This window comes from Streptomyces sp. LN549 (assembly GCF_043203805.1).
In the GTDB taxonomy this organism is placed as follows: Bacteria; Actinomycetota; Actinomycetes; order Streptomycetales; family Streptomycetaceae; genus Streptomyces.
This window is the reverse complement of sequence record NZ_JAZHRI010000002.1, coordinates 5522131-5548218: the sequence shown is the minus strand read 5'-3', so window position 1 is coordinate 5548218 and position 26088 is coordinate 5522131. Positions and strand designations below refer to the sequence as shown.

The 26088-nt window shown below is 70.6% G+C and carries 29 protein-coding genes; 17 read left to right on the top strand and 12 right to left on the bottom strand.

Going from position 1 to position 26088, the window contains the following annotated elements; all coding sequences use genetic code 11:
* Positions 1–143: 143 nt before the first annotated feature.
* The 4 genes from SH922_RS25315 (at position 144) to SH922_RS25300 (ending at position 5880) form a co-directional block, all read left to right on the top strand.
* Positions 144–1454: a hypothetical protein gene (locus SH922_RS25315; protein ID WP_393060134.1), complete on the top strand. Its 1311-nt coding sequence runs from the start codon at positions 144–146 to the stop codon at positions 1452–1454.
* Between the two features lie 131 nt (positions 1455–1585).
* Positions 1586–2173 carry a DUF2975 domain-containing protein gene (locus SH922_RS25310; RefSeq protein WP_393060133.1) on the top strand — a complete coding sequence of 196 codons (588 nt, stop codon included), beginning with the start codon at positions 1586–1588 and terminating at the stop codon, positions 2171–2173.
* On the top strand, positions 2173–2406 hold the full coding sequence (locus SH922_RS25305) for a helix-turn-helix domain-containing protein (RefSeq protein WP_393060132.1): 234 nt from the start codon (positions 2173–2175) through the stop codon (positions 2404–2406). The genes SH922_RS25310 and SH922_RS25305 overlap by 1 nt, the downstream gene beginning before the upstream one ends.
* Positions 2407–2625: 219 nt before the next feature.
* Positions 2626–5880, top strand: coding sequence for a tetratricopeptide repeat protein (locus tag SH922_RS25300; protein WP_393063688.1), 3255 nt, complete (start codon positions 2626–2628; stop codon positions 5878–5880).
* Between the two features lie 386 nt (positions 5881–6266).
* Here SH922_RS25300 and SH922_RS25295 read toward each other — a convergent pair whose 3' ends face one another.
* Together SH922_RS25295 and mca are read right to left on the bottom strand one after the other, a co-directional pair.
* A complete protein-coding gene (locus SH922_RS25295; RefSeq protein ID WP_393060131.1) occupies positions 6267–6503 on the bottom strand; it encodes a hypothetical protein in 237 nt (78 codons plus the stop codon).
* Between the two features lies 1 nt (position 6504).
* On the bottom strand, positions 6505–7386 hold the full coding sequence (gene mca, locus SH922_RS25290; protein ID WP_393060130.1) for a mycothiol conjugate amidase Mca: 882 nt from the start codon (positions 7384–7386) through the stop codon (positions 6505–6507).
* A gap of 151 nt (positions 7387–7537) precedes the next feature.
* Here mca and SH922_RS25285 point away from each other — a divergent pair, with 151 nt between their 5' ends.
* Positions 7538–7948 carry a DUF4307 domain-containing protein gene (locus SH922_RS25285; RefSeq protein WP_393060129.1) on the top strand — a complete coding sequence of 137 codons (411 nt, stop codon included), beginning with the start codon at positions 7538–7540 and terminating at the stop codon, positions 7946–7948.
* A 188-nt stretch (positions 7949–8136) separates the two neighbouring features.
* Positions 8137–8634, top strand: coding sequence for a transcription elongation factor GreA (gene greA / locus SH922_RS25280; RefSeq protein WP_393060128.1), 498 nt, complete (start codon positions 8137–8139; stop codon positions 8632–8634).
* 76 nt (positions 8635–8710) lie between these two features.
* Here greA and SH922_RS25275 read toward each other — a convergent pair whose 3' ends face one another.
* The 3 genes from SH922_RS25275 to ilvA form a co-directional block, all read right to left on the bottom strand.
* Positions 8711–9562, bottom strand: coding sequence for an ABC transporter permease (locus tag SH922_RS25275; RefSeq protein WP_393060127.1), 852 nt, complete (start codon positions 9560–9562; stop codon positions 8711–8713).
* Entirely contained in the window at positions 9559–10563 is a 1005-nt protein-coding gene (locus tag SH922_RS25270; RefSeq protein WP_393060126.1) for an ATP-binding cassette domain-containing protein, read from the bottom strand. The genes SH922_RS25275 and SH922_RS25270 overlap by 4 nt, the downstream gene beginning before the upstream one ends.
* A gap of 150 nt (positions 10564–10713) precedes the next feature.
* Complete coding sequence (ilvA, locus tag SH922_RS25265) at positions 10714–11943, bottom strand: threonine ammonia-lyase (RefSeq protein ID WP_393060125.1); 1230 nt, start codon at positions 11941–11943, stop codon at positions 10714–10716.
* A gap of 156 nt (positions 11944–12099) precedes the next feature.
* Between ilvA and SH922_RS25260 the strand changes: the two genes are divergently transcribed.
* The 4 genes from SH922_RS25260 (at position 12100) to SH922_RS25245 (ending at position 13715) form a co-directional block, all read left to right on the top strand.
* Positions 12100–12630 carry a MarR family winged helix-turn-helix transcriptional regulator gene (locus SH922_RS25260; protein WP_393060124.1) on the top strand — a complete coding sequence of 177 codons (531 nt, stop codon included), beginning with the start codon at positions 12100–12102 and terminating at the stop codon, positions 12628–12630.
* Between the two features lie 74 nt (positions 12631–12704).
* Entirely contained in the window at positions 12705–13193 is a 489-nt protein-coding gene (locus tag SH922_RS25255; RefSeq protein ID WP_393063687.1) for a sigma factor-like helix-turn-helix DNA-binding protein, read from the top strand.
* The gene (locus tag SH922_RS25250; RefSeq protein WP_393060123.1) at positions 13190–13441 is read left to right on the top strand and encodes a hypothetical protein; all 252 of its coding nucleotides are present in this window, start codon (positions 13190–13192) and stop codon (positions 13439–13441) included. Before SH922_RS25255 ends, SH922_RS25250 begins: the two co-directional genes overlap by 4 nt.
* A gap of 82 nt (positions 13442–13523) precedes the next feature.
* Complete coding sequence (locus SH922_RS25245; RefSeq protein ID WP_136327728.1) at positions 13524–13715, top strand: DUF1059 domain-containing protein; 192 nt, start codon at positions 13524–13526, stop codon at positions 13713–13715.
* Between the two features lie 88 nt (positions 13716–13803).
* On the opposite strand, the gene SH922_RS25240 is transcribed toward SH922_RS25245, so the two are convergent.
* Complete coding sequence (locus tag SH922_RS25240; RefSeq protein ID WP_393060122.1) at positions 13804–14949, bottom strand: cystathionine gamma-synthase; 1146 nt, start codon at positions 14947–14949, stop codon at positions 13804–13806.
* Between the two features lie 67 nt (positions 14950–15016).
* Between SH922_RS25240 and SH922_RS25235 the strand changes: the two genes are divergently transcribed.
* The 5 genes from SH922_RS25235 (at position 15017) to SH922_RS25215 (ending at position 18062) form a co-directional block, all read left to right on the top strand.
* Positions 15017–16120, top strand: a complete 1104-nt coding sequence (locus SH922_RS25235) for a hypothetical protein (RefSeq protein ID WP_393060121.1) — start codon at positions 15017–15019, stop codon at positions 16118–16120.
* A gap of 104 nt (positions 16121–16224) precedes the next feature.
* Positions 16225–16347 carry a hypothetical protein gene (locus tag SH922_RS25230; RefSeq protein ID WP_393060120.1) on the top strand — a complete coding sequence of 41 codons (123 nt, stop codon included), beginning with the start codon at positions 16225–16227 and terminating at the stop codon, positions 16345–16347.
* Positions 16348–16421: 74 nt separating this feature from the next.
* Positions 16422–17087, top strand: coding sequence for a peptide-methionine (S)-S-oxide reductase MsrA (gene msrA, locus SH922_RS25225; protein ID WP_393060119.1), 666 nt, complete (start codon positions 16422–16424; stop codon positions 17085–17087).
* A gap of 44 nt (positions 17088–17131) precedes the next feature.
* Positions 17132–17533 (top strand): YrdB family protein, encoded by a 402-nt coding sequence (locus SH922_RS25220; RefSeq protein ID WP_393060118.1) that lies wholly within the window; start codon positions 17132–17134, stop codon positions 17531–17533.
* 112 nt (positions 17534–17645) lie between these two features.
* A complete protein-coding gene (locus SH922_RS25215; protein WP_393060117.1) occupies positions 17646–18062 on the top strand; it encodes a hypothetical protein in 417 nt (138 codons plus the stop codon).
* A 319-nt stretch (positions 18063–18381) separates the two neighbouring features.
* On the opposite strand, the gene gdhA is transcribed toward SH922_RS25215, so the two are convergent.
* On the bottom strand, positions 18382–19758 hold the full coding sequence (gene gdhA, locus SH922_RS25210) for an NADP-specific glutamate dehydrogenase (RefSeq protein WP_393060116.1): 1377 nt from the start codon (positions 19756–19758) through the stop codon (positions 18382–18384).
* 347 nt (positions 19759–20105) lie between these two features.
* Positions 20106–20276 carry a hypothetical protein gene (locus SH922_RS25205; protein ID WP_393060115.1) on the bottom strand — a complete coding sequence of 57 codons (171 nt, stop codon included), beginning with the start codon at positions 20274–20276 and terminating at the stop codon, positions 20106–20108.
* A gap of 368 nt (positions 20277–20644) precedes the next feature.
* On the opposite strand from SH922_RS25205, the gene SH922_RS25200 reads away from it, so the two are divergent.
* Positions 20645–21109, top strand: coding sequence for an RDD family protein (locus tag SH922_RS25200; RefSeq protein ID WP_393063686.1), 465 nt, complete (start codon positions 20645–20647; stop codon positions 21107–21109).
* Positions 21110–21186: 77 nt separating this feature from the next.
* On the opposite strand, the gene SH922_RS25195 is transcribed toward SH922_RS25200, so the two are convergent.
* The 4 genes from SH922_RS25195 to SH922_RS25180 form a co-directional block, all read right to left on the bottom strand.
* Positions 21187–21870, bottom strand: coding sequence for an ABC transporter ATP-binding protein (locus tag SH922_RS25195; protein ID WP_385282052.1), 684 nt, complete (start codon positions 21868–21870; stop codon positions 21187–21189).
* Positions 21871–21981: 111 nt separating this feature from the next.
* Entirely contained in the window at positions 21982–23436 is a 1455-nt protein-coding gene (locus tag SH922_RS25190) for an ABC transporter permease (RefSeq protein WP_393060114.1), read from the bottom strand.
* A 158-nt stretch (positions 23437–23594) separates the two neighbouring features.
* A complete protein-coding gene (locus tag SH922_RS25185; protein WP_393060113.1) occupies positions 23595–24863 on the bottom strand; it encodes an Ig-like domain-containing protein in 1269 nt (422 codons plus the stop codon).
* A 286-nt stretch (positions 24864–25149) separates the two neighbouring features.
* Complete coding sequence (locus SH922_RS25180; RefSeq protein ID WP_393060112.1) at positions 25150–25578, bottom strand: hypothetical protein; 429 nt, start codon at positions 25576–25578, stop codon at positions 25150–25152.
* 153 nt (positions 25579–25731) lie between these two features.
* On the opposite strand from SH922_RS25180, the gene SH922_RS25175 reads away from it, so the two are divergent.
* The gene (locus SH922_RS25175; protein ID WP_393060111.1) at positions 25732–26019 is read left to right on the top strand and encodes an LPXTG cell wall anchor domain-containing protein; all 288 of its coding nucleotides are present in this window, start codon (positions 25732–25734) and stop codon (positions 26017–26019) included.
* Positions 26020–26088: the final 69 nt, after the last annotated feature.

Genomic DNA, 26088 nt, shown 5'->3' with positions numbered 1-26088 from the left:
GCCCGTTTCCAGGGATGCGATCCCGAAATGCGTTCGTCGCTCCGTGCAACCCTCCGGCGGCGTCAGAGGTCTCCTGGACGAACAAACGTTCTTGCGTTGTTCCGATGCCCGTATCAGCCACGCCACTTCATACAGAGGTTTCCATGGCCCATGCTTCTCCCCGCCGCCGCGCCCTCCGCCAGACCGCCGGCGCCGTCGGTGCCGTAGCCCTGATGGTGCTGGGTGCCGCACCCGCGGGCGCCGCAGACCCGGACACCGGCCTCGTGCTGGGCAAGATCAGCCCGATCGACGGGGTGAAGCCGGGCAGCGAGCTCAACCTGCCGGGCTCCTTCACCAACGCGGGCACCGCAGCGCTCGACAAGGTCTGGATGGCTTGGTCCGTGACCACCGGCCTCAGCTATTCCTTCCCGACGCCCTCCAACTGCTCGACCGAGAACCTCGGTGGCGCCGACGAGGCGCCTCAGTCCTACCTCCTGGTCTGCGAGTTCGACCAGGCGGTGAGCCCCGGGGTCGTCTACGCGCCCGAGGGCCTGAAGCTGAAGGTCGAGGACAGCGCCCTGAACGACGAACTGTCCGTGAGAGTCAGCAGGAGCCGCATCCAGAGCGAAGAGGGCTGGCCGACTCAAGGCACCGGGCCCGCGGTGAAGCTGGTGGAACGACCCGACGAGACCCCGGCCGCCCCGGGCTCCACCGGGCCCGCCTGGGCCAAGACGAACGTGACCGCCAAAAGCACGGCCGACTTCCAGGTGACGGGCGCCCACCTGAAGGGCAAGGTCGGAGACACGGTCCCGCTGACGGTGAAGTTCACCAACGCCGGACCCGGCTGGGTGGCAGGGGAGCCCTACGAATCCGTGACCAACGTCCACATCAAGATGCCTGCCGGCACGACGGTCACCGGGACCCACCCCTGCCAGAGCCAGGGGCAGGGGACGTACGTCTGCGGTACCAGCAGCTCGTTTATCAACGCGAACAGCGAGAACACCTACACATTCAAGCTGAAGATCAACAAGGCCGTACCCGGGGCCAAGGGCTCAGTGGCGCTCGAAAAGAAGCCCCGCCCCTTCGACCCGGTCAAGTCGAACGACTCGGCGGACATCCTGCTCGACGTCGAGGGCGCCGGCTCCACGGGCGGCAGCGGCTCCACGTCAGGCTCCGGCGGTTCGGGGACGGCCGGCTCCGGCGGTTCCGGCTCGACGTCCGGCTCCGGCGGTTCCGGGACGGCCGCATCCGGCGGCTCCGGCTCAGGCGGTTCCGGTTCGACGTCCGGCTCCGGGACCTCCGCCACGGGCGGCAGCTCCACCTCGGGCTCCTCGGGCTCGTCCTCCACGGGCGGTGACCTGGCGGACACCGGCTCCGGTTCCACCCTGCCCCTCGCGGCCGCGGCTGCTGGTGCCGTGCTCCTCGGTGCGGGCGGAGTCCTGGTGGCACGCCGTCGCGCCGCCCGACAGCGGTAACGACGTCCGATGGGGCGGGGCGGGCGCGAGCCCGCCCCGCCCCATCAGGCCGCACCGGATCCGTCGACTTGTCGAATATCGATATGCTCCACTAGCCTCCTCCATATCGACCAACGATATGGAGGGCTGCGGTGAACACGCGACTCACGAGGACTCTGGCCTCGGTCACCTTCGGCCTGGCGGTACTCTGCGGGCTCGCCTTCCTGGGCACGGCGGCCTCGCACATGCTCGACGACGGCGCGGTCTGTGTGAAGACGGGATTCTGGGCCAACGCCTCGTTCGGGCCCGACGGCCTGCCCGTCGGCAAGGGCGTGGAGGCGTCCAGCAGCACCGCACGCCTCTGCCAGGACAGCCCCTCCGTGGGACAGCGGGCCGCCGACCTCGGGGGCGAACTGCCCTGGCTCCTGTTCGGCACCCTCGCCCTCCTGCTCTTCTCCCGGCTGCTGACAGGAGTCCTGCAGCAGGGCCCGTTCACGGACACGGTGGCACGAAGGCTCTCGGCTCTCGGCTGGTTCGTCACCGTGGGCACGCCGCTGGCCGGCCTCGCTGTCGGCTGGTCGCAGTCCTGGCTCGTCGGGAGCATGGCGCCGATGGTGGGCTCCGGGCCGGAACTCTCCGGCACGATGGAGCTCGTCCTCGTCGGCCTGGCCGCAGTGATCATGGGGAAGGTCATGCGCGAGGGCGTGCGCATGCGCGAGGACATCGAAGCGACCATCTGATGCCCGAGGACGAACCCCACGGGATCCGGATCCACCTCGACAGGCTCCTCGCCGAGCGCGGCATGACACTCACCGAACTGTCCTCACAGGTGGGCATCACCGTCGTCAACCTGTCCGTACTCAAGAACGGGCGGGCCAAGGCCGTGCGCTTCTCGACCCTGTCGAAGATCTGCGAGGTCCTCCGGTGCCAGCCGGGAGACCTGATCACCCACGACCCCGCCGGACCGGCCTGACCGTCACCGGCGAAGGACGGGACAGCTCCCCGTTTGTCCGCGACGAGAGCCCGTCGGCCGCCTCACCGCTGCCGCGGTCGGTCACGGTCCTGCGCTCCGCCTCCTCCGTACGACTGTCGGCGCAGTCTCGCAGACTCCCTGTCGCGCACCGGCCCCAGGCAGGAGACTGGTACTTCATGCTGCCGGGCGCCGGGCGCGAACCGAGGGGGACACATGCGGATGCGGGACAGCCACCGGGCGGACGCCGAGAGGCTGTTGGTGCGGGCCGTGGAGGAAGAGGCCCGGCGTTCCGGCGGGCGGACGGACCCCGGCGTGCTGATGACGCGTGCGCGGGGCGGCCTGGACACCATGGCGGCGGGGGCGGCCGAGGAGTACGCCGCGTACGTCCAGGCGCTGGATGCCGAGGCGGCCGGGCAGACACCGCTGGCGCACCGGCTCAACCGAAGGACACTGGGAACGCCGATGGTGGTCACCGGAGTTGCGGCGGCAGCCGCCTTCGGCGCGGACCTGGCGCTCGGCACCGCCTCCGGCCTGGCGCTCGGCGCCGGGGCCATCGTCGCGGTCGCGGGCGCCACCGCCACCGTCGCCAAGGTCACCGCATCGCACTGGCCGGCCGCCTCCCGCCGGGCAGGAGCCCTCGGACAGCCGGGCGGTACCGAGCAGTTGAGGCTCCAGTGGCTGACAGCGCTGGAGGTACGGGGCATCCGCCCTTTCATCGACCAGCAGCGGATGCTGACCGCCTCGACCCGCACCCCGGCGAAGAAGGCCGCCGGCGCCCAGCCCCGGACCGCCCCGTCCCTGCGCGGCGGCGACCGCAGCGCGGCGGCGCGGATGCGCGCGCTCCTCGAGCAGTCGTTCAGCCATCTCCCCGCTCATGAGGCCGGGTTCGCGGGGCGCCGGGCCGAGCTGACCCGGATCGGGCAATGGGTGCACGCGGCCCGTGCGTCGACGGAGACGAAGCCGACCGTGGTCGTGCTGCACGGCCCTCCGGGCGCCGGGCGCACCGCGCTCGCCGTGCGGGCGGCGCACGATCTGAAGGACCAGTTCCGGGGCGCGTGCGTGGTGGACCTGCGCGGTGGCGCGGACGGCGAACCGCCGCTGCCGACCCGCGACGCGCTGCTCCACCTGCTGAACCGCCTGGGCGCACCCCGCGAACAGCTGCTGTTCCGGGACGGGGGCTCCGCGGGCCGGCCGGCCGGCACCTCCGCCGAGCAGCAGGTGCGCCGGCTCAGCGAGCTGTACCACCAGCATCTGACCGGGACCCCCGTGACGATCGTCCTCGACGACGCCAGTGACGCGGAGCAGGTCCGCACGCTGATTCCGGAACGTTCCGACAGCCTCGTCCTGGTCACCGCCCGCGAGCCGCTCGATCTGCCGGATTCCCTCCCGGCGTGGGTGCATCAGCTGGAGGTCGGGGCGCTGGATGCGGCGGGGGCGGAGGAGCTGCTGCGCGCGGCGTCCCAGGAGGAGGACCCGGGGCCCTACGACTACCCGTCGAGCGAGGCGATCGCCGAGCTGTGCGGCGGACTGCCGCTGGCGTTGCGGATCGCGGGCTCCTCGCTCGGAGCGCGCACTCCGAGCGCGCTGGCCGCCGATCTCTCCGCCTACGGCCCGGTGCCACCGGTCGAGCGGGCGCTGTGGCTGCGCTACACCGACCAGTCCGAGCAGGCACGGCGGCTGCTGCGCCGGCTCGCGCTGGCCGGGCGGGCCAGTCTGGGTGCCGCGGCCGCCGCCGCGCTGCTCTCGTCCGACGAACAGGAGGCCGAACGGCTGCTGGCGGCCCTGTCCGGGGCCGGGCTGCTGGACCATGTGCGGGGCTCGCGGTACCGGCTGCACGATCTCGTCCGGGGCTTCGCCCTGGCCCGGCTGCTCGACGAGGAGGAACCGGCCGACCGCACGGCCGCGCAGGAGCGGCTGATCGTGAACTACGCGGAGCTGGCCGGCGCGGTGATCCGGATGGTGGACGGCAAGATGTCCACCCGGGCCGGGCAGTTCGGACCGCACGGCTTCGGTTCCCTCGACGCGGCGCTGCGCTGGCTGGACGACGAGTCGAGCTTCATCACGTCCGCGCTGCGGCACAGCGAGGGTGTCGACCAGGGCGCGGTGCTCGATCTGCTGGGGGCCCTGTGCGACTACTGCCTGCTGCGCGGCGATCTCTACCGGCTGGGCGAGATCAGCGAGTTGACGCAGGCGGTCGACCAGGGCCTGCTCGAGCGGTCGGTGCAGTGGCGGACCGGTATCGCGGCCCGTCAGCTCGGCGAGCTGGACAAGGCCCGCACGACGCTGTCGTCCGTCGTCGGCCTGTACCGCGAGGCGCAGAACGACTCGGGTACGGCGCTGGCGCTGTGCTCGCTCGGCATCACCCTGCACCACCAGGGCAATCTGACGGAGGCGGCGGCGCGGCTGCGCGAGGCTATCGAGCTGCAGTCCTCCGCGGCGCAGGCGGAGGACCGGGCCTGGTCGCTGCACGCGCTGGCCGCGGTGGAGCGCGACCGGGCCAACCTGCCCGAGGCGATGGAGCTCCTGGACACGGCACTGGTTCTGCACCGCGAGGGCGAGTCGCTGCACGGGGAGGCGTGGACCCAGTTCCAGCTGGGTCAGGTGCGGCTGCGGATGGGCGATGTGGAGCGGGCCGAGGCGGCGCTGCGTACGGCCCTGGATCTGTACGGGCGGACGCGGGACGAGCGGGGCGAGGCGTGGGCACTGACCCAGCTGGCCCGGGCCCGGCTGATGGACGGCGATCCGGCCCCGGCGGTGGAGCAGCTGAACGCCGCCCTGGCCCGCCACCGCGACAGCGAGGACGCGCGGGGCGAGGCGTGGACGCTCTACTACCTGGGCCAGGCGCTGGAGGAGGCCGGCGACACCGATCAGGCGGTACGGCAGCTGGAGCGGGCCCGGACGATGTTCTCGCGGATGCGGGACGTGTACGGGCTGGCGTGCGCCCGCCACCACTCGGGGCGGGTCACCCGCGACCAGCGGGCCGCGCAGACGGGCAACCTGCGCAATTCCGGTTTCGCCCGTCAGCTGCTGGTGGACGCGCGGGCCGACTTCCGGCGCATCGGGGTCGCCCACGGGGAGGCGTGGACGTGTCTGGAGCTGGCCCTGATCGACGCGGGCAACCAGCGCGCGCCGCAGGCCCTGGAGCTGTGCGGCGAGGCGGCCGCGCTGTTCGACTCGTACGGTGATGCGCGGGGCGCGGACTGGGCCGGCTTCCTGCGCTGTACGCTGCTGCCGTACGCCTCGCCCGGCGGCATCGAGGTGGGCACGGTGGTGGCCCAGCAGGAGCTGGCCGACCTGATCACGGCCGGGCATCCGACGCGGGACGCGAAGCTGGAGGACTGCGCGGCGGCGTTCCGGGTGGTTCTGAACCGGGGCGTGGACCTGGAGGACGGCTGGCAGGCCTGGCGCCTGGGCCTGACCCCGACCCGCCAGGCCCGGGAGATCATGGGGGTGCCGGTCCCCGAAAGGCCGTGAACGCCGTCCCGGGACCGGGAAGGCCGTGAACGCGGGACGGCGACCCCGAGTTGTACTCGCTGAACCCGATCCGGAGGAGCGAGACGAGATGTCCGAGGCGGAGCCGCTGATCCAGGTCGACGAACCGCGCGCGCTGCCGGCGGGCGGGGCACCTTTCGCCATGCTCGACGTCCGCTGAGCCCGCAGGGGCCGACGCCGTCGCAGCGCTGCCCGGACCGTTGCCCGGCCCGAGGACGGGCTCGGCACGACGGCTCGCGCCGGGCGGCAGCGGCGGCGCTGCGCGCGCCGGACGGCGGGCTCACGCCGGTCCGACCCGCGTGCCCGTCGCCGTACCGGCCGGCTCGGGCGGGGCGGGGACCGGTCGTCCGGTGCCGCCCCGCCCCCGCCTACTTCCGCTTCGCGGAACCCGCGGGCTCCGCCACACCTTCCGCGGCGGCAGCCGGGTCCGGCGCTTCCTCGAAGTCGACCTTGCCCATGTGCCGGTTCATCGACTTCATCAGCAGCCACACGCCCACGGCGAGCGCGGCGAAGACGATGAAGCCGAGGACCCCGGGGGTGACCTTGTTCTTGTCCAGTTCCTCGGCGAGCGGGACGAGGTGCGTCAGTGCCTGAGTCGCGTACATATCAGGCATTGTCGCGGATGCCCGCGAAGAGGTCGCTCTCGGGGAGGGAGGTATCGACGAGCGACTTCGCCAGCTCGTACTCCTCGGTCGGCCAGACCTCCCGCTGGATGTCCATCGGAACGCGGAACCAGCCGCCGTCGGGGTCGATCTGCGTCGCGTGCGCGATCAGCGCCTTGTCGCGGATCTCATAGAAGTCCGCGCACGGAACGTGCGTGGTCAGCGTGCGCTCGGCGCGCTCGAACTCCTTCCAGCGCTCCAGCCAGTCCCCGTACGGCGACTCCAGACCGCGGGCCAGCAGCGCCTCGTGCAGCGCGACCGTGCGCGGCTTGTTGAAGCCCTGGTTGTAGTAGAGCTTCTGCGGCGTCCAGGCGGGACCGAACTCCGCCTCGGGGAACTTCTCGGTGTCCGCCGCGCCCTCGAAGGCGATCATCGAGATGGTGTGGGTCATGATGTGGTCGGGGTGCGGGTAGCCCCCGTTCTCGTCGTACGTGGTGACGACCTGCGGCCGGAACGCACGGATCTTCGCGACGAGGCGCCCCGCCGCGACGGTCTCGTCCTCCAGCGCGAAGCAGCCCTCGGGCAGGGGCGGCAGCGGGTCGCCCTCGGGCAGGCCCGAGTCGACGAATCCGAGCCACTCCTGCTTGACGCCCAGGATCTCCCGGGCCTCGTCCATCTCTTTCCTGCGCACCTCGTGGATGTTCTCCTCGATGTACGCGTCGCCCTGGAGTTTCGGGTTGAGGATGGAGCCACGCTCGCCTCCCGTGCAGGTCACGACCAGCACGTCCACCCCCTCGGACACATACTTGGCCATGGTGGCCGCGCCCTTGCTCGACTCGTCGTCGGGGTGGGCATGTACGGCCATCAGTCGAAGCTGCTCAGTCAAGACTCGATCCTCAGTGATTGGTCGCCATCAAGGGTGCCGTCCCGCTGGGACGTCGGTGTGGGGTGGCGGTCGGGTGGCGCGCGGGCGGCTTCTATAGTGACCGAACACGGGGGTGGAAAATTCCTCGATCCCCGGTACGGGAGGAACGATCATGACGGCGGTGCGCGAGACGCCTCCCGAGAACCGCTACGGCCGCTCCGCGGACCAGCGCGCGGACCGCAAGCTCAAGATCATCGGCTCGGTCATGGGCGTCGCCCTGCTGGGCGTGGTCGGCTGGATCGGTTACGGCTATGTGAGCGGTCAGGGTCTCAGCGCCGAGATGATCAAGTTCAAGGTCGTCTCGGACGACCGCGTCGAGGTGCACCTGGAGGTCCGCAAGGACCGGGACGCCAAGGGCTACTGCACGCTCCGCTCGCTGAGCGAGGAAGGTGCGGAGGTGGCCCGCAGGGACTTCCGCTTCGACGGCGCCACCGACCGCATCGACCAGGTCCTCACTCTGCGTACGACGTCCAGGGCGACGGCCGTCGAGCTGCTCGGGTGCACGGACGACGGCGGGGCGTAGCGTTGACCGCCGCACGGGTGACCTGAGCGACTCCTGATGGCGCTGACCTGCGGTTCAACACTCTCAGCCGTTTACCTCCTCCCCCTTTCTCCGGCGAATTGTTAGGCTCGTGGTTTCGCCCACCCGTGGAAGCGCATGCTTCGGGTAGGGCGATGCTTTGTATTCCCAGTACCGACGAGGAGCACCCTGTGACCCAGACCAGCGAAAACGTCACCTGGCTCACGCCGGAGGCGTACAGCCAGCTCAAGGCCGAGCTGGAGTACCTGTCTGGTCCCGCGCGCACGGAGATCGCCGTCAAGATCGCGGCGGCCCGTGAGGAGGGCGACCTGCGCGAGAACGGCGGGTACCACGCGGCCAAGGAGGAGCAGGGCAAGATGGAGCTCCGGGTGCGCCAGCTGACCCAGCTCCTGGAGCACGCGAAGGTCGGCGAGGCGCCGGCCGACGACGGCGTGGTCGAGCCCGGCATGGTCGTGACGATCGCCTTCGACGGCGATGACGACGACACGACGACCTTCCTCCTGGCCTCCCGTGAATATGCGAGCGCGGACATCGAGACCTACTCCCCGCAGTCCCCGCTCGGCGTGGGCGTGAACGGCAAGAGGATGGGCGAGAGCGCGGAGTACGAGCTGCCGAACGGCAAGACCGCCACGGTGAAGATCCTGTCGGCGAAGCCGTACTCCGGCTGATCCGCACACCTCACGCATACAGCGCGAAGCCCCGGCCGCATCCTGGATTTCCAGCGGCCGGGGCTTCGTGCTGTGCTCAGACGGCGACCGAGCGGTACTTGCGTACGGCCAGGGTCCTGAAGACCACGACGATCAGTACGGACCAGATCAGCGAGGCCCAGACGGGGTGCTGCATCGGCCAGGCGTCGGACGTCGAGACACCGGGGTTCCCGAAGAGCACGCGGCACGCCTGGACGGTCGCGCTGAACGGGTTCCAGTCGGCGATCGGCTGGAGCCAGCCCGCCATCTGACTGGAGTCCACGAAGGCGTTGGAGATGAACGTCACCGGGAACAGCCAGATCAGGCCGCCCGAGGTCGCCGCCTCCGGCGTGCGGACGGACAGGCCGATCAGTGCGCCGATCCAGGAGAAGGCGTATCCGAGCAGGAGGAGCAGCCCGAACGCCCCCAGCGCCTTGAGGATGCCCTCGTGGATGCGCCAGCCGACGAGCAGGGCGACGATCGTGAGCACCAGCACGGTGAACATGGTCTGGACGAGGTCGGCCAGGGTGCGGCCGGTGAGCACCGCACCGCGCGCCATGGGCAGCGAGCGGAACCGGTCGACGAGGCCCTTGTGCATGTCGTCGGCGATCCCGGCGCCCGCCCCGGCCGTGGCGAAGGTGACGGTCTGCGCGAAGATCCCGGCCATGAGGAAGTTCCGGTAGACGACGGGGTCCGTCGAACCGCCGATGTTCATGGAGCCGCCGAACACATAACTGAACAGCACCACGAACATAATTGGCTGAATGAGCCCGAAAAGTACCACTTCGGGAATTCGGGTCATCCGGATCAGGTTGCGCCGGGCGATGACCAGCGAATCGCGGGCGGACTGGCCGATGCCGCCGGCGCCTCGGGGCGCGGGGGCCGTGGTCGTACGGGTGACAGCGCTCACTTCTCCGCCTCCGTCCGGGCGGCCGGCTGCGGGTCCGTCCCGTTCTCGTCGCTCTTCTCCTGCTCGGCCGCGTGGCCGGTGAGGGAGATGAACACGTCGTCGAGCGTGGGGCGGCGCAGCCCGATGTCGTCGATCTCCACTCCGCGGGCGTCCAGGTCACGGATGACCTCGGCCAGGAGCTTGGCGCCGCCGTTGACCGGGACGGTCAGTTTGCGCATGTGCGGGACGATGGCGACCTCGCCCTTGCCCAGGTGTGCGAGGACCTCGCGGGCCGGGTCGATCTGGTCGCGCTGCTGGACGACGACCTCGACGCGTTCACCGCCGGTGCGGGCCTTGAGCTGGTCGGAGGTGCCGCGGGCGATGACGAGACCGTGGTCGATCACGCAGATGTCGTGGGCGAGGCGGTCGGCCTCCTCCAGGTACTGCGTGGTCAGCAGCAGCGTCGTACCACCGGCGACGAGTTCCTCGATGACGTCCCAGAGCTGCTGCCGGTTGCGGGGGTCGAGGCCGGTGGTCGGCTCGTCCATGAACATGACCGGCGGGGAGACGACGAGCGCCGCCGCGAGGTCGAGCCGGCGGCGCATGCCGCCGGAGTAGGTCTTGGCGGTGCGGTCGGCCGCGTCGGCGAGGTTGAACCGCTCCAGCAGCTCCGCGGCCCGCGCCTTCGCGTCACGGGACGACATCTGGTAGAGCTGGCCGACCATCTGCAGGTTCTCGCGGCCGGTCAGGTATTCGTCGACGGCGGCGAACTGGCCGGAGAGCCCGATCGAACGCCGTACCTCGTTGGGCTTCTTCAGTACGTCGATGCCCGCGACGAAGGCGCTGCCGCTGTCGGGCCTGAGCAGCGTCGTGAGGACGCGTACGGCGGTCGTCTTGCCGGCTCCGTTGGGGCCGAGAAGTCCGAGGACGGTGCCTTCCGGCACGTCGAGGTCGACGCCGCCGAGTGCTCGTACGTCTCCGAAGGTCTTCACCAGACCTTCGGCGTAGATGGCGCCTGGCATACGGGATTCCCCCAGTGCGTTCGGGTGACTTCCTCACAGATCCTAGATTTGCCCGTGATTCCGCGCCCGGTGAACACACGAGATGAACATGTGTGCACGGGTCGGCCGGGCGCCGGTAAAGTATCGCGATACATCGCGACCGACAAGGGGTCAGCCCATCACGAGATAGCCCGCCTCGCGCAACGCCGCCGCGACCTCCTCGCAGTGCTCGGGCCCCTTGGTCTCCAGGTGGAGCTCCACCTCGGCCTCGGTGAGGCCGAGCCGGGGGTCGGTACGCACATGACTGACATCCAGCACGTTGGCATCGGCCACCGTGAGCACGCCCAGCATGGTCGCCAGCGCGCCGGGGCGGTCCGTCAGGCGCAGCCGCAGGCTCAGATAGCGCCCGGCCGCCGACATGCCGTGGGTCAGGATGCGCTGCATCAGCAGCGGGTCCACGTTGCCGCCGGACAGCAGCGCCACCACCGGGCCGCGGAACGACTTCGGGTCGCTCAGCAGCGCGGCCACCGGGCTCGCGCCGGCCGGCTCCACCACCATCTTCGCCCGCTCCAGGCAGAGCAGCAGGGCGCTGGACAGCTCGTCCTCGGAGACCGTACGGACCTCGTCGACCAGCTCCTGGACCAGGCCGAAGGGCACGTCGCCGGGGCGACCCACCTTGATGCCGTCCGCCATCGTCTGGAGCGAGCCGATCGACACGGGGTGGCCGGCGGCCAGCGACGGCGGGTAGCAGGCGGCGCCCGCCGCCTGCACGCCGATGATCCGCACGTCGGGCCGGACGGCCTTCACCGCCACGGCGATCCCGGCAGCGAGCCCGCCGCCGCCGATGCCGACGACGATCGTGCGTACCTCGGGGCACTGATCCAGGATCTCCAGGCCCACCGTGCCCTGCCCCGCGATGATGTCGGGGTGGTCGAAGGGGTGGATGAAGACCGCGCCGGTCTCCTGTGCGTACTCCTGCGCCGCCGCCAGTGTCTCGTCGACGACGTGGCCGTGCAGCCGCACCTGCGCCCCGTACTCGCGGGTCGCCGCGACCTTGGGCAGTGGCGCCCCGACCGGCATGAAGACCGTTGCCCGTACGCCGAGCAGCGCAGACGCGAGCGCGACACCCTGCGCATGGTTTCCGGCGCTCGCGGCCACCACCCCGGCCGCCCGCTCGACCGGGGTCAGACCGGAGATGCGTACGTACGCGCCCCGCAGTTTGAACGAGCCGGTCCGCTGCAGGTTCTCGCACTTGAACTGGACGGGCGCACCCACCAGAGCGGACAGATGCCGGCTGCCCTCCAGCGGCGTGACCCTGGAGACGCCCGAGAGCATCTTCTGCGCCCCCCGGACGTCATCGAGGATCAGCGGGGGGAAACGGCCGGGCGGTGGGAAGTTCATACCGCAAGTCTTGCAGCTGAAAGGGGTTGCGGCCGCCGTCGATGGTCCCCTCCTGCGCCGATCTCCGCAGGTTTGTGCGGCACTGGTACGCGTTGCCCCGGGGCCGCGTACTCTGTCCCCCACCCATCCGACACCGTACGAAGAGAGCCCCCGGCCATGCCCCCTCAGGACATGACGACTGCCGCGTCTCCTTCCGGGGGCGCCACCCCGGAGAACCCGGGTCACGACCACCTTCTCGACGCTCTGCAGCACCAGGTGGCGGTCTTCGCCCGGCGCGCCGAACAGACCCGCCTCGGCGGCGTCGGCCAGGTGCGCAACTCCATGGACCGGGCCGCTTATCTGCTGCTCAACCGGCTGGACCGGGAAGGTCCCATGGGCGTGAAGGCGCTGGCCGCCGGAATGGGGATCGACTCCTCGACGGTGACCCGGCAGGTCGCGCCACTCGTGGACACCGGTCTGGTCAAGCGCACCTCGCACCCGGAGGACGGCCGTGCGGTCGTGCTCCAGCTCTCCCCGCGCGGCCAGGCGCGGCTGGATGAGGTCCGGGCCTCGCGGCGCGAGTTGATGTCCCAGGTGACGGACGAGTGGACCGAGGAGGAGCGGGACACGTTCTGCGCGCTCCTCACCCGCTTCAACGGGTCCCTCGCCGCGCGGCAGGCGGCGCACCAGCCGCCGCCGGCGGGATAGGGCCCGGCACCAGCCCTGACCCACCGGGCCCCTGGGGGTTGACCCGGGGCCCGCGGAGCGCTCCGATGGACCTCGTGCGAGAGCGCCATGCGGTCCGACTGCAGCGCCGCGCCCAGGAGTTCGAGGCCTTCGTGGCGGGCGCGGCGGGTCGGCTGCTGCATGCCGCGACCCTGCTCACGGCCGAGCCGGCGGATCCGCCCGGAGCCAACGAGCACGCGCTGCGACTGCTCACTGCGGCGCTGGCCCGGACCTACGCGGACTGGGACCGGCTGCACGGCGAGGATCCGTACAACCGCACCCGGCAGGATCTCGCCACCCGGTTCGCCCGGCAGGCCTGGCGCCATCGCCGCCCGCGCGGCGGGCAGTTGGACCGGCTGACCCCGAAGGAGCGGCTGGTCCTGGTGCTGCGCCTGTACGAGGGTGTCCCGGAGGAGCAGACGGCGGCGCTGCTCGGGGTGCCGGCGGACCGGATCCGCACGGTCTGCAACCGCGCGGTGGCCACGATGCGCGGCACCCGGACTCCGACGGCGCGCCGGGGGCGCGCCCTGGGGGCTGCGCCGTGAGCGGTAGCTGGCGCAGGGAGGACGACGTCCGGCGGATGCTGGAGACCCCCCATCCGCAGGTGCCAGCGGAACTGGCGGCGCGGGCGGCGGAACGCGGTGCCCGGCTGCTGCGCCTGCGGCGGGTGCTGCGCCGGCTGTGGCTGCTGACGGCGGCCGCTGCGGTCGTGGCGTTCACCGTGTGGGCGGTGGTGGCCCAGCCCTGGCAGGTGCCGCCCGCCGAGACGACGCCGCCGCTGGACGGTTGGTAGGCGCGGTGCGCCTGACCCGTACCGATTCATCCCGGAACGACTCCGGCTCTATCCTGGAAGGGCACCGCCCGAGGAGGCTGTGATGACCAGGAAGATCGCTGACTGCCGCAAGTATCCGAGCGTGTCGAACTGTTCGCTGACCATCTCCGGCGAGGAGGACGAAGTCGTGCGAGCGGCGACCGAGCACGCCGTCTCCGTCCATGAGCACACCGACAGCCCCGAGCTGCGGGAGCAGGTCCGGGCTTCGCTGGAGGACGAGAAGGCCTCGGTCTGAGGACGGGAAGGCCCGGCTCGCACCGGGACGGGACCGGCCTTCCGGCCCCGCCCCCGATGCGGTCGCGCGCTGACCGGCCGAGCGCCGGCTAGCCGAGCGCCTGTGTCAGGTCGGCCAGCAGGTCGTCGCTGTTCTCGATGCCTACGGAGAGGCGGACCAGGTCGGCCGGGACCTCCAGCGGGGACCCGGCGGCGGAGGCGTGCGTCATCCGGCCCGGGTGCTCCAGCAGCGATTCGACACCACCGAGCGATTCACCGAGGGTGAAGAGCTTCGCGCGGTTGCAGACCTCGACGGCCGCTTCCTCGCCGCCCGCGACCCGGAAGGACACCATCCCGCCGAAGGCCTTCATCTGCTTGGCGGCGATCTCGTGGCCCTGGTGCTCGGGCAGCCCGGGGTAGAGGACCTGGGTGACCTTGGGGTGGCGGGTCAACAGCTCGGTGACCTTGGTGGCGTTCTCGCTGTGCCGGTCCATCCGGACGGCGAGGGTCTTGATGCCGCGCAGCACCAGCCAGGCGTCGAACGGACCGGCGACGGCGCCCATCGCGTTCTGGTGGTATGCCAACTCGTCGGACAGGTCGGGGTCGTTGACGATCAGGGCGCCGCCGACGACGTCCGAGTGGCCGCCCATGTACTTGGTCGTGGAGTGGACCACGACATCGGCGCCCAGGGCGAGGGGCTGCTGGAGGTAGGGGCTGGCAAAGGTGTTGTCGACGACGAGCCGTGCGCCCGCGGCGCGGGCCACACCGGCGACCGCCGCGATGTCGGTGATGCCGAGCAGCGGGTTGGAGGGGGTCTCCACCCAGATCGCCTTGGTGCGCGGGGTGATCGCTGCCCGGACCGCCGCCACGTCCGAGGTGTCGGCGACCGAGAACTCCACGCCCCAGCGCGAGGCGACCTTCGCGAACAGCCGGAACGTACCGCCGTAGGCGTCGTTCGGGATGACCACGTGGTCGCCGGGCGTCAGCAGCGTGCGGAGCAGGCAGTCCTCGGCGGCGAGGCCGGACGCGAAGGCGAGTCCGCGGCGGCCTCCCTCCAGGGCCGCGAGGTTCTCCTCCAGCGCGGTGCGCGTGGGGTTGGCGCTGCGGCTGTACTCGTAGCCGCCGCGCAGTCCGCCCACGCCGTCCTGCTTGTACGTGGACACCTGGTAAATGGGCGGAACAACAGCGCCGGTGAGGGGATCGGCGGTGTTTCCCGCATGGATCGCGAGAGTCTCGAAGCTGTGCTGGTCGCTCATGGGCCCCGAGCGTAGTTCGTTCCGAGGGCGCTCACAGAGAACCGTGCCGTCCGGTGACAATGGGGGCATGGAGATTCTGCTGTTCCTGCTCGCGCTGTGCCTTCTCGCCGCCGTCGTCGGCCCCTATGTACGGCGCCGTCGCGGTGGCATCCGCCTGGTGGCACCGGGCTCCCCGGACGCCGCAGATCCGGACACCTACGGCTTCGTGCGTCAGGAGGAGCTCGACATCCGGATGCCGGGCCCCGACCAGGATCTCCTCGACGTCCTCGATGTCGTCCAGCACACCCAGGAGTGGCGGGCCGCGTCCCAGCTGCTGTCCGGGACGCCCAAGGGCGGCGAGGTGCGGTGGCAGCGGGTGCAGGCGTTCGCCGGGGCCGCCTCGCTGGAGCTGATGCAGCGGCCGGGCGTGGGCGGGGCATGGCTGCGCAAGTGGCGGGCCGAGGCGCCGAAGGACGCGGGTGCCGCGGCCGTGCACGCGGAGTTCCTGGTCCAGCAGGCGTGGCGTTCGTCGACAGCCGGTACGGACGACTTCCGGATCATTCTGGAGGAGGCGCGTACGGTCGTCGGCGAGGCGGCCCTGCTGGCGCCGGGCGACCCCGTCCCGTATCTCGTGGAGCTGGCCGTCGCCCGTGGACTCGGTTACTCCCACGAGGAGTTCGACCAGCTCTGGGCGAAGATCATCGACCGGGCGCCGGCCCACATGGGCGCGCACATCGCGGCGCTGCACTTCTGGTGCGAGAAGTGGCACGGATCGCGCGAGGAGGCCGACCGCTTCGCGACCGCGGCCGCCGCCCGAGCCCCGCAGGGCTCGCTGCTGGCCGCGCTGCCGCTGTTCGCGGTGTACGAGCATCTGCCCGAGGTCAATCTGGTGCAGGGGTTCTACCGGAGCCAGGTAGTGACGAAGGCCGTCGAGGGTGCGATGTTCGCGGTCCACGCGGCCCGCGCCGACGACCCGATGCTCGCGCACGTCCGTCATCTCCTGGTGCTGTTCCTGGTGCGGATGGAGCGCTGGTCCGAGGCGATGAACCAGCTGATCCACATCGACGGGCACGTGGGTGCGCTGCCGTGGACGGCGAACTCCGACCCGGCCGCCGAGTACACCGTGTACCGGGCCCTGGCGGTGGCCGGCTACGAGGCGAACGGCGGCAGCCCGGCGACGCTGCTGCGTTAGCTCCTCTCCCAGCGGCAGTCCCCCCGCGAACGCCGGTGTGCGACCGTGGGGGCACCAGCTCCCCGAAGCAGCGACCGCCCCCACGACAAGGACCGGTACTCCTCATGGCACGTCTGATACCCCTGATCCTGATCGGCCTCGGCCTCTACTTCTGGTTCAAGGCCCGCAAGCGTGCCGCCGCCTATGTGGAGGCGACCGAGTCGGAGGACCGTTCGCCCCGCGCCTGAGCAGCGGGGCCGGAATCCACGGCGGTCCCGGTGCGTTGTACGGACAGCACGCCGATCCCAGGAGGAGCCCCCGCATGTTCCTGAACCGCCGCACCCCGCAGCTCCCCACCCCGGAGGAGGCCCTGCGCGGCCGCGCCACCCCGGAATTCACCGTCCCGTCCCGCCACACGGTCCTGGGCAACGCCCTGCTGGGCCCGTACCCGGAGGGCCTGGAGGTCGCGGACTTCGCGATGGGGTGTTTCTGGGGTGCCGAGCGCAAGTTCTGGGAGACGGACGGCGTCTGGACGACGCTCGTCGGCTACCAGGGCGGCTACACGGAGAACCCCGCGTACGAGGAGGTCTGCTCGGGCCTGACCGGCCACACGGAGGCGGTCCGCGTGGTGTACGACCCGAAGACCGTCACGTACGCCCAGCTCCTGAAGGTCTTCTGGGAGTCCCACGACCCGACCCAGGGCTTCCGCCAGGGCAACGACGTGGGCACTCAGTACCGCTCCGCGATCTACACCCACTCCCCCGAGCAGGCGGCGGCCGTGGCGGCGTCCCGCGAGGCGTACCAGAAGGTCCTCACGGGCTCCGGTTACGGCGAGATCAGCACGGAGATCCTCCCGGCCGAGGGCCGTACGTTCTGGCCCGCAGAGCCGGCGCACCAGCAGTACCTCGACAAGAACCCGGCGGGCTACTGCGGGATCGGCGGCACGGGCGTCTCGTGCCCGATCGGTGTCGCACCGGCCCAGGGCTGAGCCGGATACCCTCACTCCGACGTGAACGGGGAGGGTGGGGCACCATGCACGACAACCGTACGGACGGGCCGGCGATCCCTTCGTCGAGCGGCCGCCCGTGGTGGGCCGCCAACGAGGCTCTGGCATTCCTCGTGGAACTGGTGGCGCTGGGCTGCCTGTTCTGGTGGGGGTTCAGCCTCGGGGACAACCTCGCCGTCCAACTACTGCTAGGGATCGGGGTATTGGCGATCGCCATCGCCCTGTGGGGGACGTTCGCCGCACCCCGCGCCCGGATCCGGCTGCCGCTCGCCGGTGTGCTCGCGATCAAGGCCGTGGTGCTCGGCGGCGGCGCCCTCGCGCTGTACGGGGTGGGGCACCCGGTGGCGGCCGTGGCCCTGGCCGTCGTGGTGGTGGCGAACACGGGCCTGGCGGAGACGTTCCGGCGCAGGCCGGCTTCTGCGGTGTAACCCAGGCCTGCACCGAGTCATCGGCGTCGTCCACCGGGCACCATGAGATCGTTTTCGGTCAAGCGAGGCGGGACACCGCACGCGGCAACAGCCATCCCGTCACCATGGAGGCATGGCGACTTCGGGGGCACGCAGCGTTCGGCTCGGTGGGTTGCGGCAGTGGTGGGGTGTGATCGCCGCCGCGTTACTGATCGCCGCCTGGGCCAACCAGACCGCGGGGCCGGCAAGCGTCGCAGCTCTGTCGGGGCTGGTCCTGATCTGGTGCTTCTTCCAAGCGCCTGTGACCTGCGCGGCCCCGGTCAGGGGAAGGGAAGACGGTTGCCGGAACAATGCAACCGGCCTCCTCATGGGCTGTCACATCCGCCAGCATCGCTGGCAGAAGCTGAAGATGCTGATCCTCCGGCGGCAACTGCGCGCGTTCTTCTCCGGCCTCTTCTCGGACGGCAAGGCCGCGCTCGTCACTCTGGCCGCAATCGGCAGCTTCCTCTCCGGGATCGTGGCCTTCGTCCCCGGCGTGGCTGTCGGGTGACCTGGAGCGCACCCGACGTCACGGCCTGCCGGCTTCTTGACGTCGGTGTCCTCCCGCCAGGGATCTTCACCGAGCGGCGCGATGGCGGTCAGAATACGGAGCGCGTCCTGCCGGTCCGTCGAGCGCAGTTGACGCCGGGCATGAGCAGTGAAGCGGAAGGCACACTTCACGCGGCCGATGTTCCGCCCTCGATGAGATCCGCGAGGAGCTCCGCCATGCTGACGGGCGTGCACACCCGCCGGCCCGAAGGGCACACGCGGACCACGGGCCCGGGACGCCTTTCGCGTCCCGGGCCCGTGTCAGCACACCGGGGACCGGATCAGATCAGTCCCTGCGCCAGCATCGCGTCGGCGACCAGCTCGAAGCCGGCGATGTTCGCGCCGACCACGTAGTTGCCGGGGCTGCCGTAGCGCTCCGCCGTGGTGTAGCAGGAGTCGTGGATGTGGCGCATGATCTCCGCGAGCCGCTCCTCCGTGTGGGCGAACGTCCAGGAGTCGCGGGAGGCGTTCTGCTGCATCTCCAGGGCGCTGGTCGCCACACCGCCCGCGTTGGCCGCCTTGCCGGGGGCGAAGGCCACTCCGGCGTCCTGGAACACGCGGACGGCCTCGGGGGTGGTGGGCATGTTGGCGCCCTCGGCGACCGCCTTCACACCGTTGCGTACGAGGGCCAGCGCGTCGGCCTCGTGGAGTTCGTTCTGCGTGGCGCAGGGCAGGGCCACATCACAGGCCACGTTCCAGACGCCGGTGCCTGGCACGAACACGGCGTGCTCGCCGCGGCGCTCCGCGTACTCGGAGACGCGGCCGCGGCCCGTCTCCTTGATCTCCTTGAGCAGGGCGAGGTCGATGCCCTTCTCGTCCACGACGTAACCGTCGGAGTCGGAGCAGGTCACCACCGTGGCGCCGAGCTGCTGGGCCTTCTCGATCGCGTAGATCGCGACGTTGCCCGAGCCGGAGACGACGATGCGCCGGCCGTCGAGGCTGTCGCCCTGGCTGCGGAGCATCTCGGCGGTGAACATGACGCAGCCGTAGCCGGTCGCCTCGGTGCGCACCAGGGCGCCGCCCCAGCCGAGGCCCTTCCCGGTGAGGACTCCGGACTCGTAACGGTTGGTGATCCGCTTGTACTGGCCGAAGAGGTAGCCGATCTCGCGGCCGCCCACGCCGATGTCACCGGCGGGGACGTCGGTGTACTCGCCGAGGTGGCGGTGGAGCTCGGTCATGAACGACTGGCAGAACCGCATGATCTCGGCGTCCGAGCGACCCTTCGGGTCGAAGTCGGAGCCGCCCTTGCCACCGCCGATGGGCATGCCGGTGAGGGCGTTCTTGAAGATCTGCTCGAAGCCGAGGAACTTCACGATGCCGAGGTTGACCGAGGGGTGGAAGCGCAGCCCGCCCTTGTACGGGCCGAGCGAGCTGGAGAACTCGACCCGGAAACCGCGGTTGACGTGGATGTCGCCCGAGTCGTCCGACCACGGCACACGGAAGATGAGCTGGCGCTCCGGCTCGCATATGCGCTCGATGATCCGGGCGTCCACGAACTCCGGCCGCTGGGCCAGCACCGGGCCGAGCGTCTCCAGGACTTCCCGTACGGCCTGGTGGAACTCCTTCTCGCCCTGGTTGCGGCGGAGGATCTCCGCGTACAGCGGCTCGATGACGCGGTGGGCGGCGTGCGGCGTTGCGGAGTCAGGGGTGGCCGGCATCTGATCAAGACCTTCCATGGGTCGGCTCATGCGCGAAGGCGCCCCCGTCCCGAGGGGCACCAGGTCCCCCTCGCCGTTGAGGGCGTCGCCCGACATCACGCATACCGTGCTCACGAAAGCGACGTACAGGACCGTTGTGGCGTATCGAGTGTCCCAGTGGGACGACGAAATGCTCCACGGCCATCCACATGGTGATCCCTTCGCGCCCTGCGAGGGAAGGCCGCAACCGCCCGGCCCCAGGCCGGTTCCGGGGAGAATCGGCCTGTTGCGGCGGGGTCGCGCATCATTCGAAGTGGTGAACCTCACAGGGGCGTACGGGTGGGTGTGAGGTCCGCGGCGGGCCGTCCTCAGTCCTCGCGCGGGCTGCGCAGCACCCACAGGCCGGCCGCCGACGCGAGCAGGACCACGCCCGACACGACACTCAGGGCGATGTGCAGTCCTTCCTGGTCCACCAGGAAGTTCAGCGAGAGGTTCGCGACGAGCGCGGCGAGGAGCAGGGTCCACAGAAGCGGCTTCACGGGGTTCCTCCAGGAAGTCGGGCGGGAGTGCCGGGCCCCTGCCCGGCTGTGTCCTTCATGCTTCCGGCGGCCGGATTCCGGCACGAGGGGCCGGCCTCCCGAATCAGTGGTGCAGCGGGCTGCACCATGGGACCGGCGCGCCCGATATACCGGAGGTATGCGGTCCTGGCCCGCGGTGACGGGCAATCAGACATGATTCCGTCATGACAACATCACGGGGGAGCCGCAAGAGCCGGAATCCTCATACTCCTTACAGGGCACCGCCGTTGGCCAATGGCCCCCTGCTCGGCTACGGGCAGCCGGGACCCCCGTACGTCCCCGCACGGTCGGCCCGGCCCGCGCCTGGCACACCGCCCCGCGCCGGCGAGATGCGCCGCTACCTCGCCGTGGGGCTCGACTGCTATCTCTGCCTGGTCACCGGCGGCTTACTCGTCCGGCCGTACGCGGACTCGGCGACCGTCCCCCAGGTCGTCGCGCTGTTGATCGGGCCGGTGCTGGTCCTCTCGTTCCTCAACCAGGTGGTGCTCACCGCGGTCGTGGGCGCGGGCGCGGGGAAGTTGATCATGGGGATACGGGTGGTGAGCCTGCCCGACGTGCGGCGCCCCGGCCCCGGACGGCTGGTGCGGCGCTGGCTGTACGGGCTGTGCTGGCTGCCGCTGCAGCCCTGGTACGGGCTCCGCGCCCGTCTGGTGGGACCCAGTGGCGCGGGCGGTCCCGGTCCGCGGCCGGCCTGCGAGGAGGCCGGCGGCTGCACCGACCCGGTCGGCCTGCGCCAGGTCCGCCGCAGCGACCTGGCGGCGCACCGCAGGGCCGTTGCCGGGCGGGCGGTCTGAAGTGCCCGCCAACGCCCCTGGCCGGCGGACCCGGGCGGGTCCGCCGGCCAGGGGCGGGGGTGCGGTGCGTTGCCGGGTCAGGCCGCGGCGTTCTCCGTGATGGTGACCTTGCCCTTGCGGATGGTCGCCAGCCGCGGGGCCCTGCGGGCGATCGCGCTGTCGTGGGTGACCATGATGAAGGTGAGCCCGTGTTCCTTCCACATGGTCTCCAGCACCTCCATGATCTCGTCCCGCATGGACTCGTCGAGGTTGCCGGTGGGCTCGTCGGCGAGGAGCACCTTGGGCTGCTTGACCAGGGCTCTGGCTATGGCGACCCGCTGCTGCTGGCCGCCGGACATCTCGCTGGGGAGGTGGCCGAGCCGTTCGCCCAGTCCAACCGAGTCGAGCGCCTCGGCGGCTCGTCTGCGCCGTTCGGACGCCTTGACGCCGAGCGGGACGAGGGCGGTCTCGACGTTCTCCTGGGCGGTGAGCGTCGGGATGAGGTTGAAGCTCTGGAAGACGAAGCCGATGTTCTCGGCGCGCACCTTGGTGAGCTTGGCCTCGCTGAGCTTCGCGAGGTCCACCCCGTCGAGTTCGACGCTGCCGTCGGTGGGGCGGTCCAGGCCGCCGAGCATCTGGAGCAGCGTGGACTTGCCGCCGCCGGTGGGGCCCTGGATGACCAGGCGGCCGCCGTCCTCGATGGTCAGGTCGACGCCGGCGAGCGCGTGGACGGTGGACTTGCCGCGCGTGTAGCGCTTGGTGACGCCTTGAAGGGTGTACATGGGTCAACTCCTGCTGGCCGATGATCGCGGATCCCGGGCGAACGCCCCGTGGATCGCGGGTCGCGGGGACGGGGGTGCGGGATGCCCGGCCACCGGGCATCCCGCGGCGGGCTACTCGACGCGGCGCAGCGCGTCCGCGGGGCGCAGCCGGGAGGCGCGCCAGCCGCCGAAGGCACCCGCGATCAGCCCGCCCGCCACGGCCAGACCGACGGCGATCAGGATGATGGAGAGCGAGACGGGCGCGGTCAGGGCGATGTCGAGCGCCTTGGACGCGGTCTGACGGCCGGGGCCGCCCATCATGCCGCCGCCACGTCCCGCGCCGCCGCCCGAGGAGCCGAGCTGGGCGGTGAGGGTGGGGCTGACCGCCGTGACGGCGTACGCGCCGGCCAGGCCGACCGCGATGCCGAGGACGCCGCCCATCAGGCCGTTGACGAGTGCCTCGCCGATGACCTGGCGGGTGACCCGGCCGCTCTTCCAGCCGAGCGCCTTGAGCGTGCCGAACTCCCGTACGCGGCGGCTGACCGCGGAGGAGGTGAGGAGTCCCGCCACCAGGAAGGCGGCGATGAGCACGGCGATGGAGAGCCACTTGCCGACACTGGAGGCCAGGTCGGACGCGGTGGACAGGGAGCCGGACACGGTGTCCGCCAGGTCGGCGGAGGTGGTGACCGTGGTACCCGCGATGTTCTTCTGGATGGTGGACTTGACGCTGTCGATCTGCTGCGAGTCCGCGGCCTTGACGTAGACCGTGGTGACCTTGTTCTTCGCGTCGGCGAGGGTCTGCGCCTGCTGGAGCGGGATGTAGAGGTTGGCGGCCGCGTCACCGCTGTCGGCCGTCGAGACGCCGACGATCGTGAACTTGGTGCCGTGGATGGTCACCGTCTTGCCGGCCGAGAGCTTCTTCTCCTTGGCGTAGGCGGCGTCGACGACGGCCACCTTCGCGTTGGTCTCGGTCGTCCTGAACGTACGTCCGGCGGTGATCTTCGACGAGGTGAGCGGGCCGAGGTCCTGCTTGGTGACGTCGGTGCCGTACACCGTGTAGGAGTTGACGTCGAAGGAGGCGCCGCCGCCCTGGACCTCGCCCTGGGGCTGGCCGCTGCCGCCGCCGGGGCCGCCTCGGGCGCCCTCGGCCGTGCCGCCCTCCTGCTTGAACTCACCGCGCCTGAACTGGCCGTCCACCTTCATGACGGTCATGCTCAGCCCGCCGACGGCGTCGGCGACGCCGCTCTGCTTGTCCACCTTGTCCACGGTGGTGGAGGCGAGCGTCTGGAAGCCCTGGACCATGACCCGGTCCGTGCTCTGGGTCGCGTCGTCGTCGCTGTCCCTGGCGTCGAACTCGAACTTGGGGCGTTCCGTGCTGGATCCCGGAGCCGCGGCGGCCTTGGTGACGGTCATGTCCGTACCGAGGCCGTACAGCGATTCGAGGACCTTGTCCTGGGCCTTGCTCATGCCCGAGGAGACCGAACTGACGATGATGACCAGCGCAATGCCGAGGGCGAGCCCCGAGGCGACGACGAGCGCCGCCTTTCTGCGGCGGCGCAGCTCGCGCCGGAGGTAGGTGAAGAACATGGCGTGAGGCTAGGAACCGCTTGTGATGGTGGGTTAAGGCCACGATGAGAGCGGGATGAGAACAGCCCGGTACGCCGAAGGCGGCGGCTCCGGGATCGGTGGGGATCCGGTGCCGCCGCCTTCGGCGTACGGGGTGAGGGGGAAAGCGGTCGGCCGGCTCAGGCCTGGGAGCCCGCCGTCCACTGGGCCCAGCTCATGTTCCAGCCGTTGAGGCCGTTGTCGGGCTGGATGGTCTTGTCCGGGGAGTTCTTGACGATGACCACGTCGCCGATCATGGAGTTGTTGTAGAACCAGGCGGCGGGCTCGTTGGGGTCACCGGCGCCCTTGGCGTCGGAGAGGCCGACGCAGCCGTGGCTGGTGTTGGCGCTGCCGAAGATCGACTTGGCGCCCCAGTAGTTGCCGTGGATGAAGGTGCCCGACGTGGACAGCCGCATGGCGTGCGGCACGTCCTTGATGTCGTACTCGCCCTTGCCGTCGTCGTCGGTGAAGCCGACCGTCGAGCCGTCCATCCGGGTCTCCTTGAACTTCTCGGAGATCACCATCTGGCCGTTGTACGTCGGATTGTCCGACGAACCGGCCGAGATCGGGATGGTCTTGATCGTCTTGCCGTTCTGGGTGACGGTCATCGTGTGCGTCTTGGCGTCCACGGTCGAGACCTGGTTGCGGCCGACCTTGAAGGTGACGGTCTTCTGCTGCACGCCGTAGACGCCGTCCGCGCCCTCGACGCCGTCCAGCGCCAGCTTCAGCGTGACGGTGGAGCCGCCCGTCCAGTAGTCCTCGGGACGCAGGTCCAGGCGCTGGGAGTTGAACCAGTGGCCGACGACCTGCTGGCCGCTGCTGGACGTCACGGTGATGCCGGCCTGGACGGCCTTCTGGTCGGTGATCGCCTTGTTGAAGTTGATCGAGACGGGCATGCCGACGCCGACGGTCGAGCCGTCCTCGGGGGTGAAGTTCCCGATGAAGCTGTTGGCGGGCGACACGGTGGTGAAGGAGGAGTTCTCGTGCGCCTCGCGGCCCTTCGAGTCCTGCGCCGTCGCATTGATCTTGTACGTGGTCGAACGCTCCAGCTGCGCGTCCGGCTTCCAGCTCGTGCCGTCGGCGGACAGGGTGCCCTTGACGCTCTCACCGGCTGCCGTCGTCATCGTGACGACCGTCAGCTTGCCCTTGGTGACGGTGACCTTGGCGGCGTTGTTGATGCTCGCGTTGGTCGCGCCGTTCTTCGGCGAGATCGCTATCTGCGCCTCGGAGGCCTCCTCGGCCGCCGCCTTGTCGACCTCGGCCGCCTGTGACTTCGAGCTGTCGGGGCTAGGGCCGCCCTTGTCGCCGCCGTCGTTGCAGGCCGAAAGCACCAGCACGCCGCCGAGCAGTGCGGACGCGGCCATGAGGCCCCTGCGCCGTTTGCTGTCCGTCATCACACGCTTCTCCATCGTTGCCGAAATCCCCAAAAACCCCGAGCAAGGCCGTTGACCGGCGATACCCCGTCAATGTTCCAAGAACACCCTGAATGGGCGCCCCGTTCCATATCTGGCTCAGATGTGGGGAACACCACTCATCGACGCGGTGGCGACAGCCATGGTTCCCGCTGCTCATCACCTATGTGTCCACCGGTACACAACCCGGTTGTACAGCACGTCCGTGACCGGTATCCACCGGCTGCTCACGCACACCGGCCCCGGTCCGCCGGAAGCGGGCCGGGGCCGGTGTTCCCACCCGCTAGACCCGCCGTTCCGTACTGGCGTCCTTCTCCCCATTGTGCGGGACGCCGGAGGCGCTCTCGTCGCCGTCGTCCTCGTCGCCGTCCTCGTCGTCGTCCTCGTCCTGGCCGTCATCGAGGTCCCATCCGTCCGGGTCGTCCGGGTCGTAGTCGATGGTCTCGCTGCTCCAGGAGGCCTGGGTCAGCTCGACCCCGGGCACCTCACCGACCAGGTCGAACGGGTCGATCAGCGAGGCGAGGGCCTCCGCACCGTCTTCCCGTACCGCGGTCTCGGCATGCGTGCGTTCTTCGGCGGACTCGCCGCCGGGCTCCCCGTACTCGGCCGCGAGGCTTTCCAGCGCGGTCCCGCTCAGGGCGTCGGCGTCCGTGATCTCCACCACCATTTCGACACGAAGGCGAACGAACCGTGATGACTCAGAAGTGCTCATGAGACGGAGCGTAAGGCCGGTCGGCCCGAACTCCCGGCCGCCATGGCTTTCCCGCGACCCGCTGCGTTCATTAGCATCGGTGCAACAGGCCTGAGGGGACCCGTCATTCGGGGAGCCCTTTCTCTTACGGCTGCCCCGAGGGGGATCGATTCCGTGGCCATCACCCGCCGCCCGCTCCTGACCGCCACCGCTGCGGGAACACTGCTGTGCGCCTTGTGGTTCGTCCCGTCCGCCAACGCGGGCGACGCGACCCCCGCACCGAGCACGGCCGGCCGCAGCGCCGCCGCCTCCGGTTCGGACCTGGACTCCACCACGCTCGCCGAGACCGGGACCGGCATCGACACGACGCCGTATCTCGTCGGCGGCATGGCGTTCCTGGGCATCGGAGCCGGCTTCGTCACGTACTCCGGCCGTCGCGGAGGTCCGCAGCCGGCCCTGTGAGCGGGCCGCACACACGACAGCGGCCACCGGATCCGCCCGGTGGCCGCTTACATGTGCGTACGGCCGTGG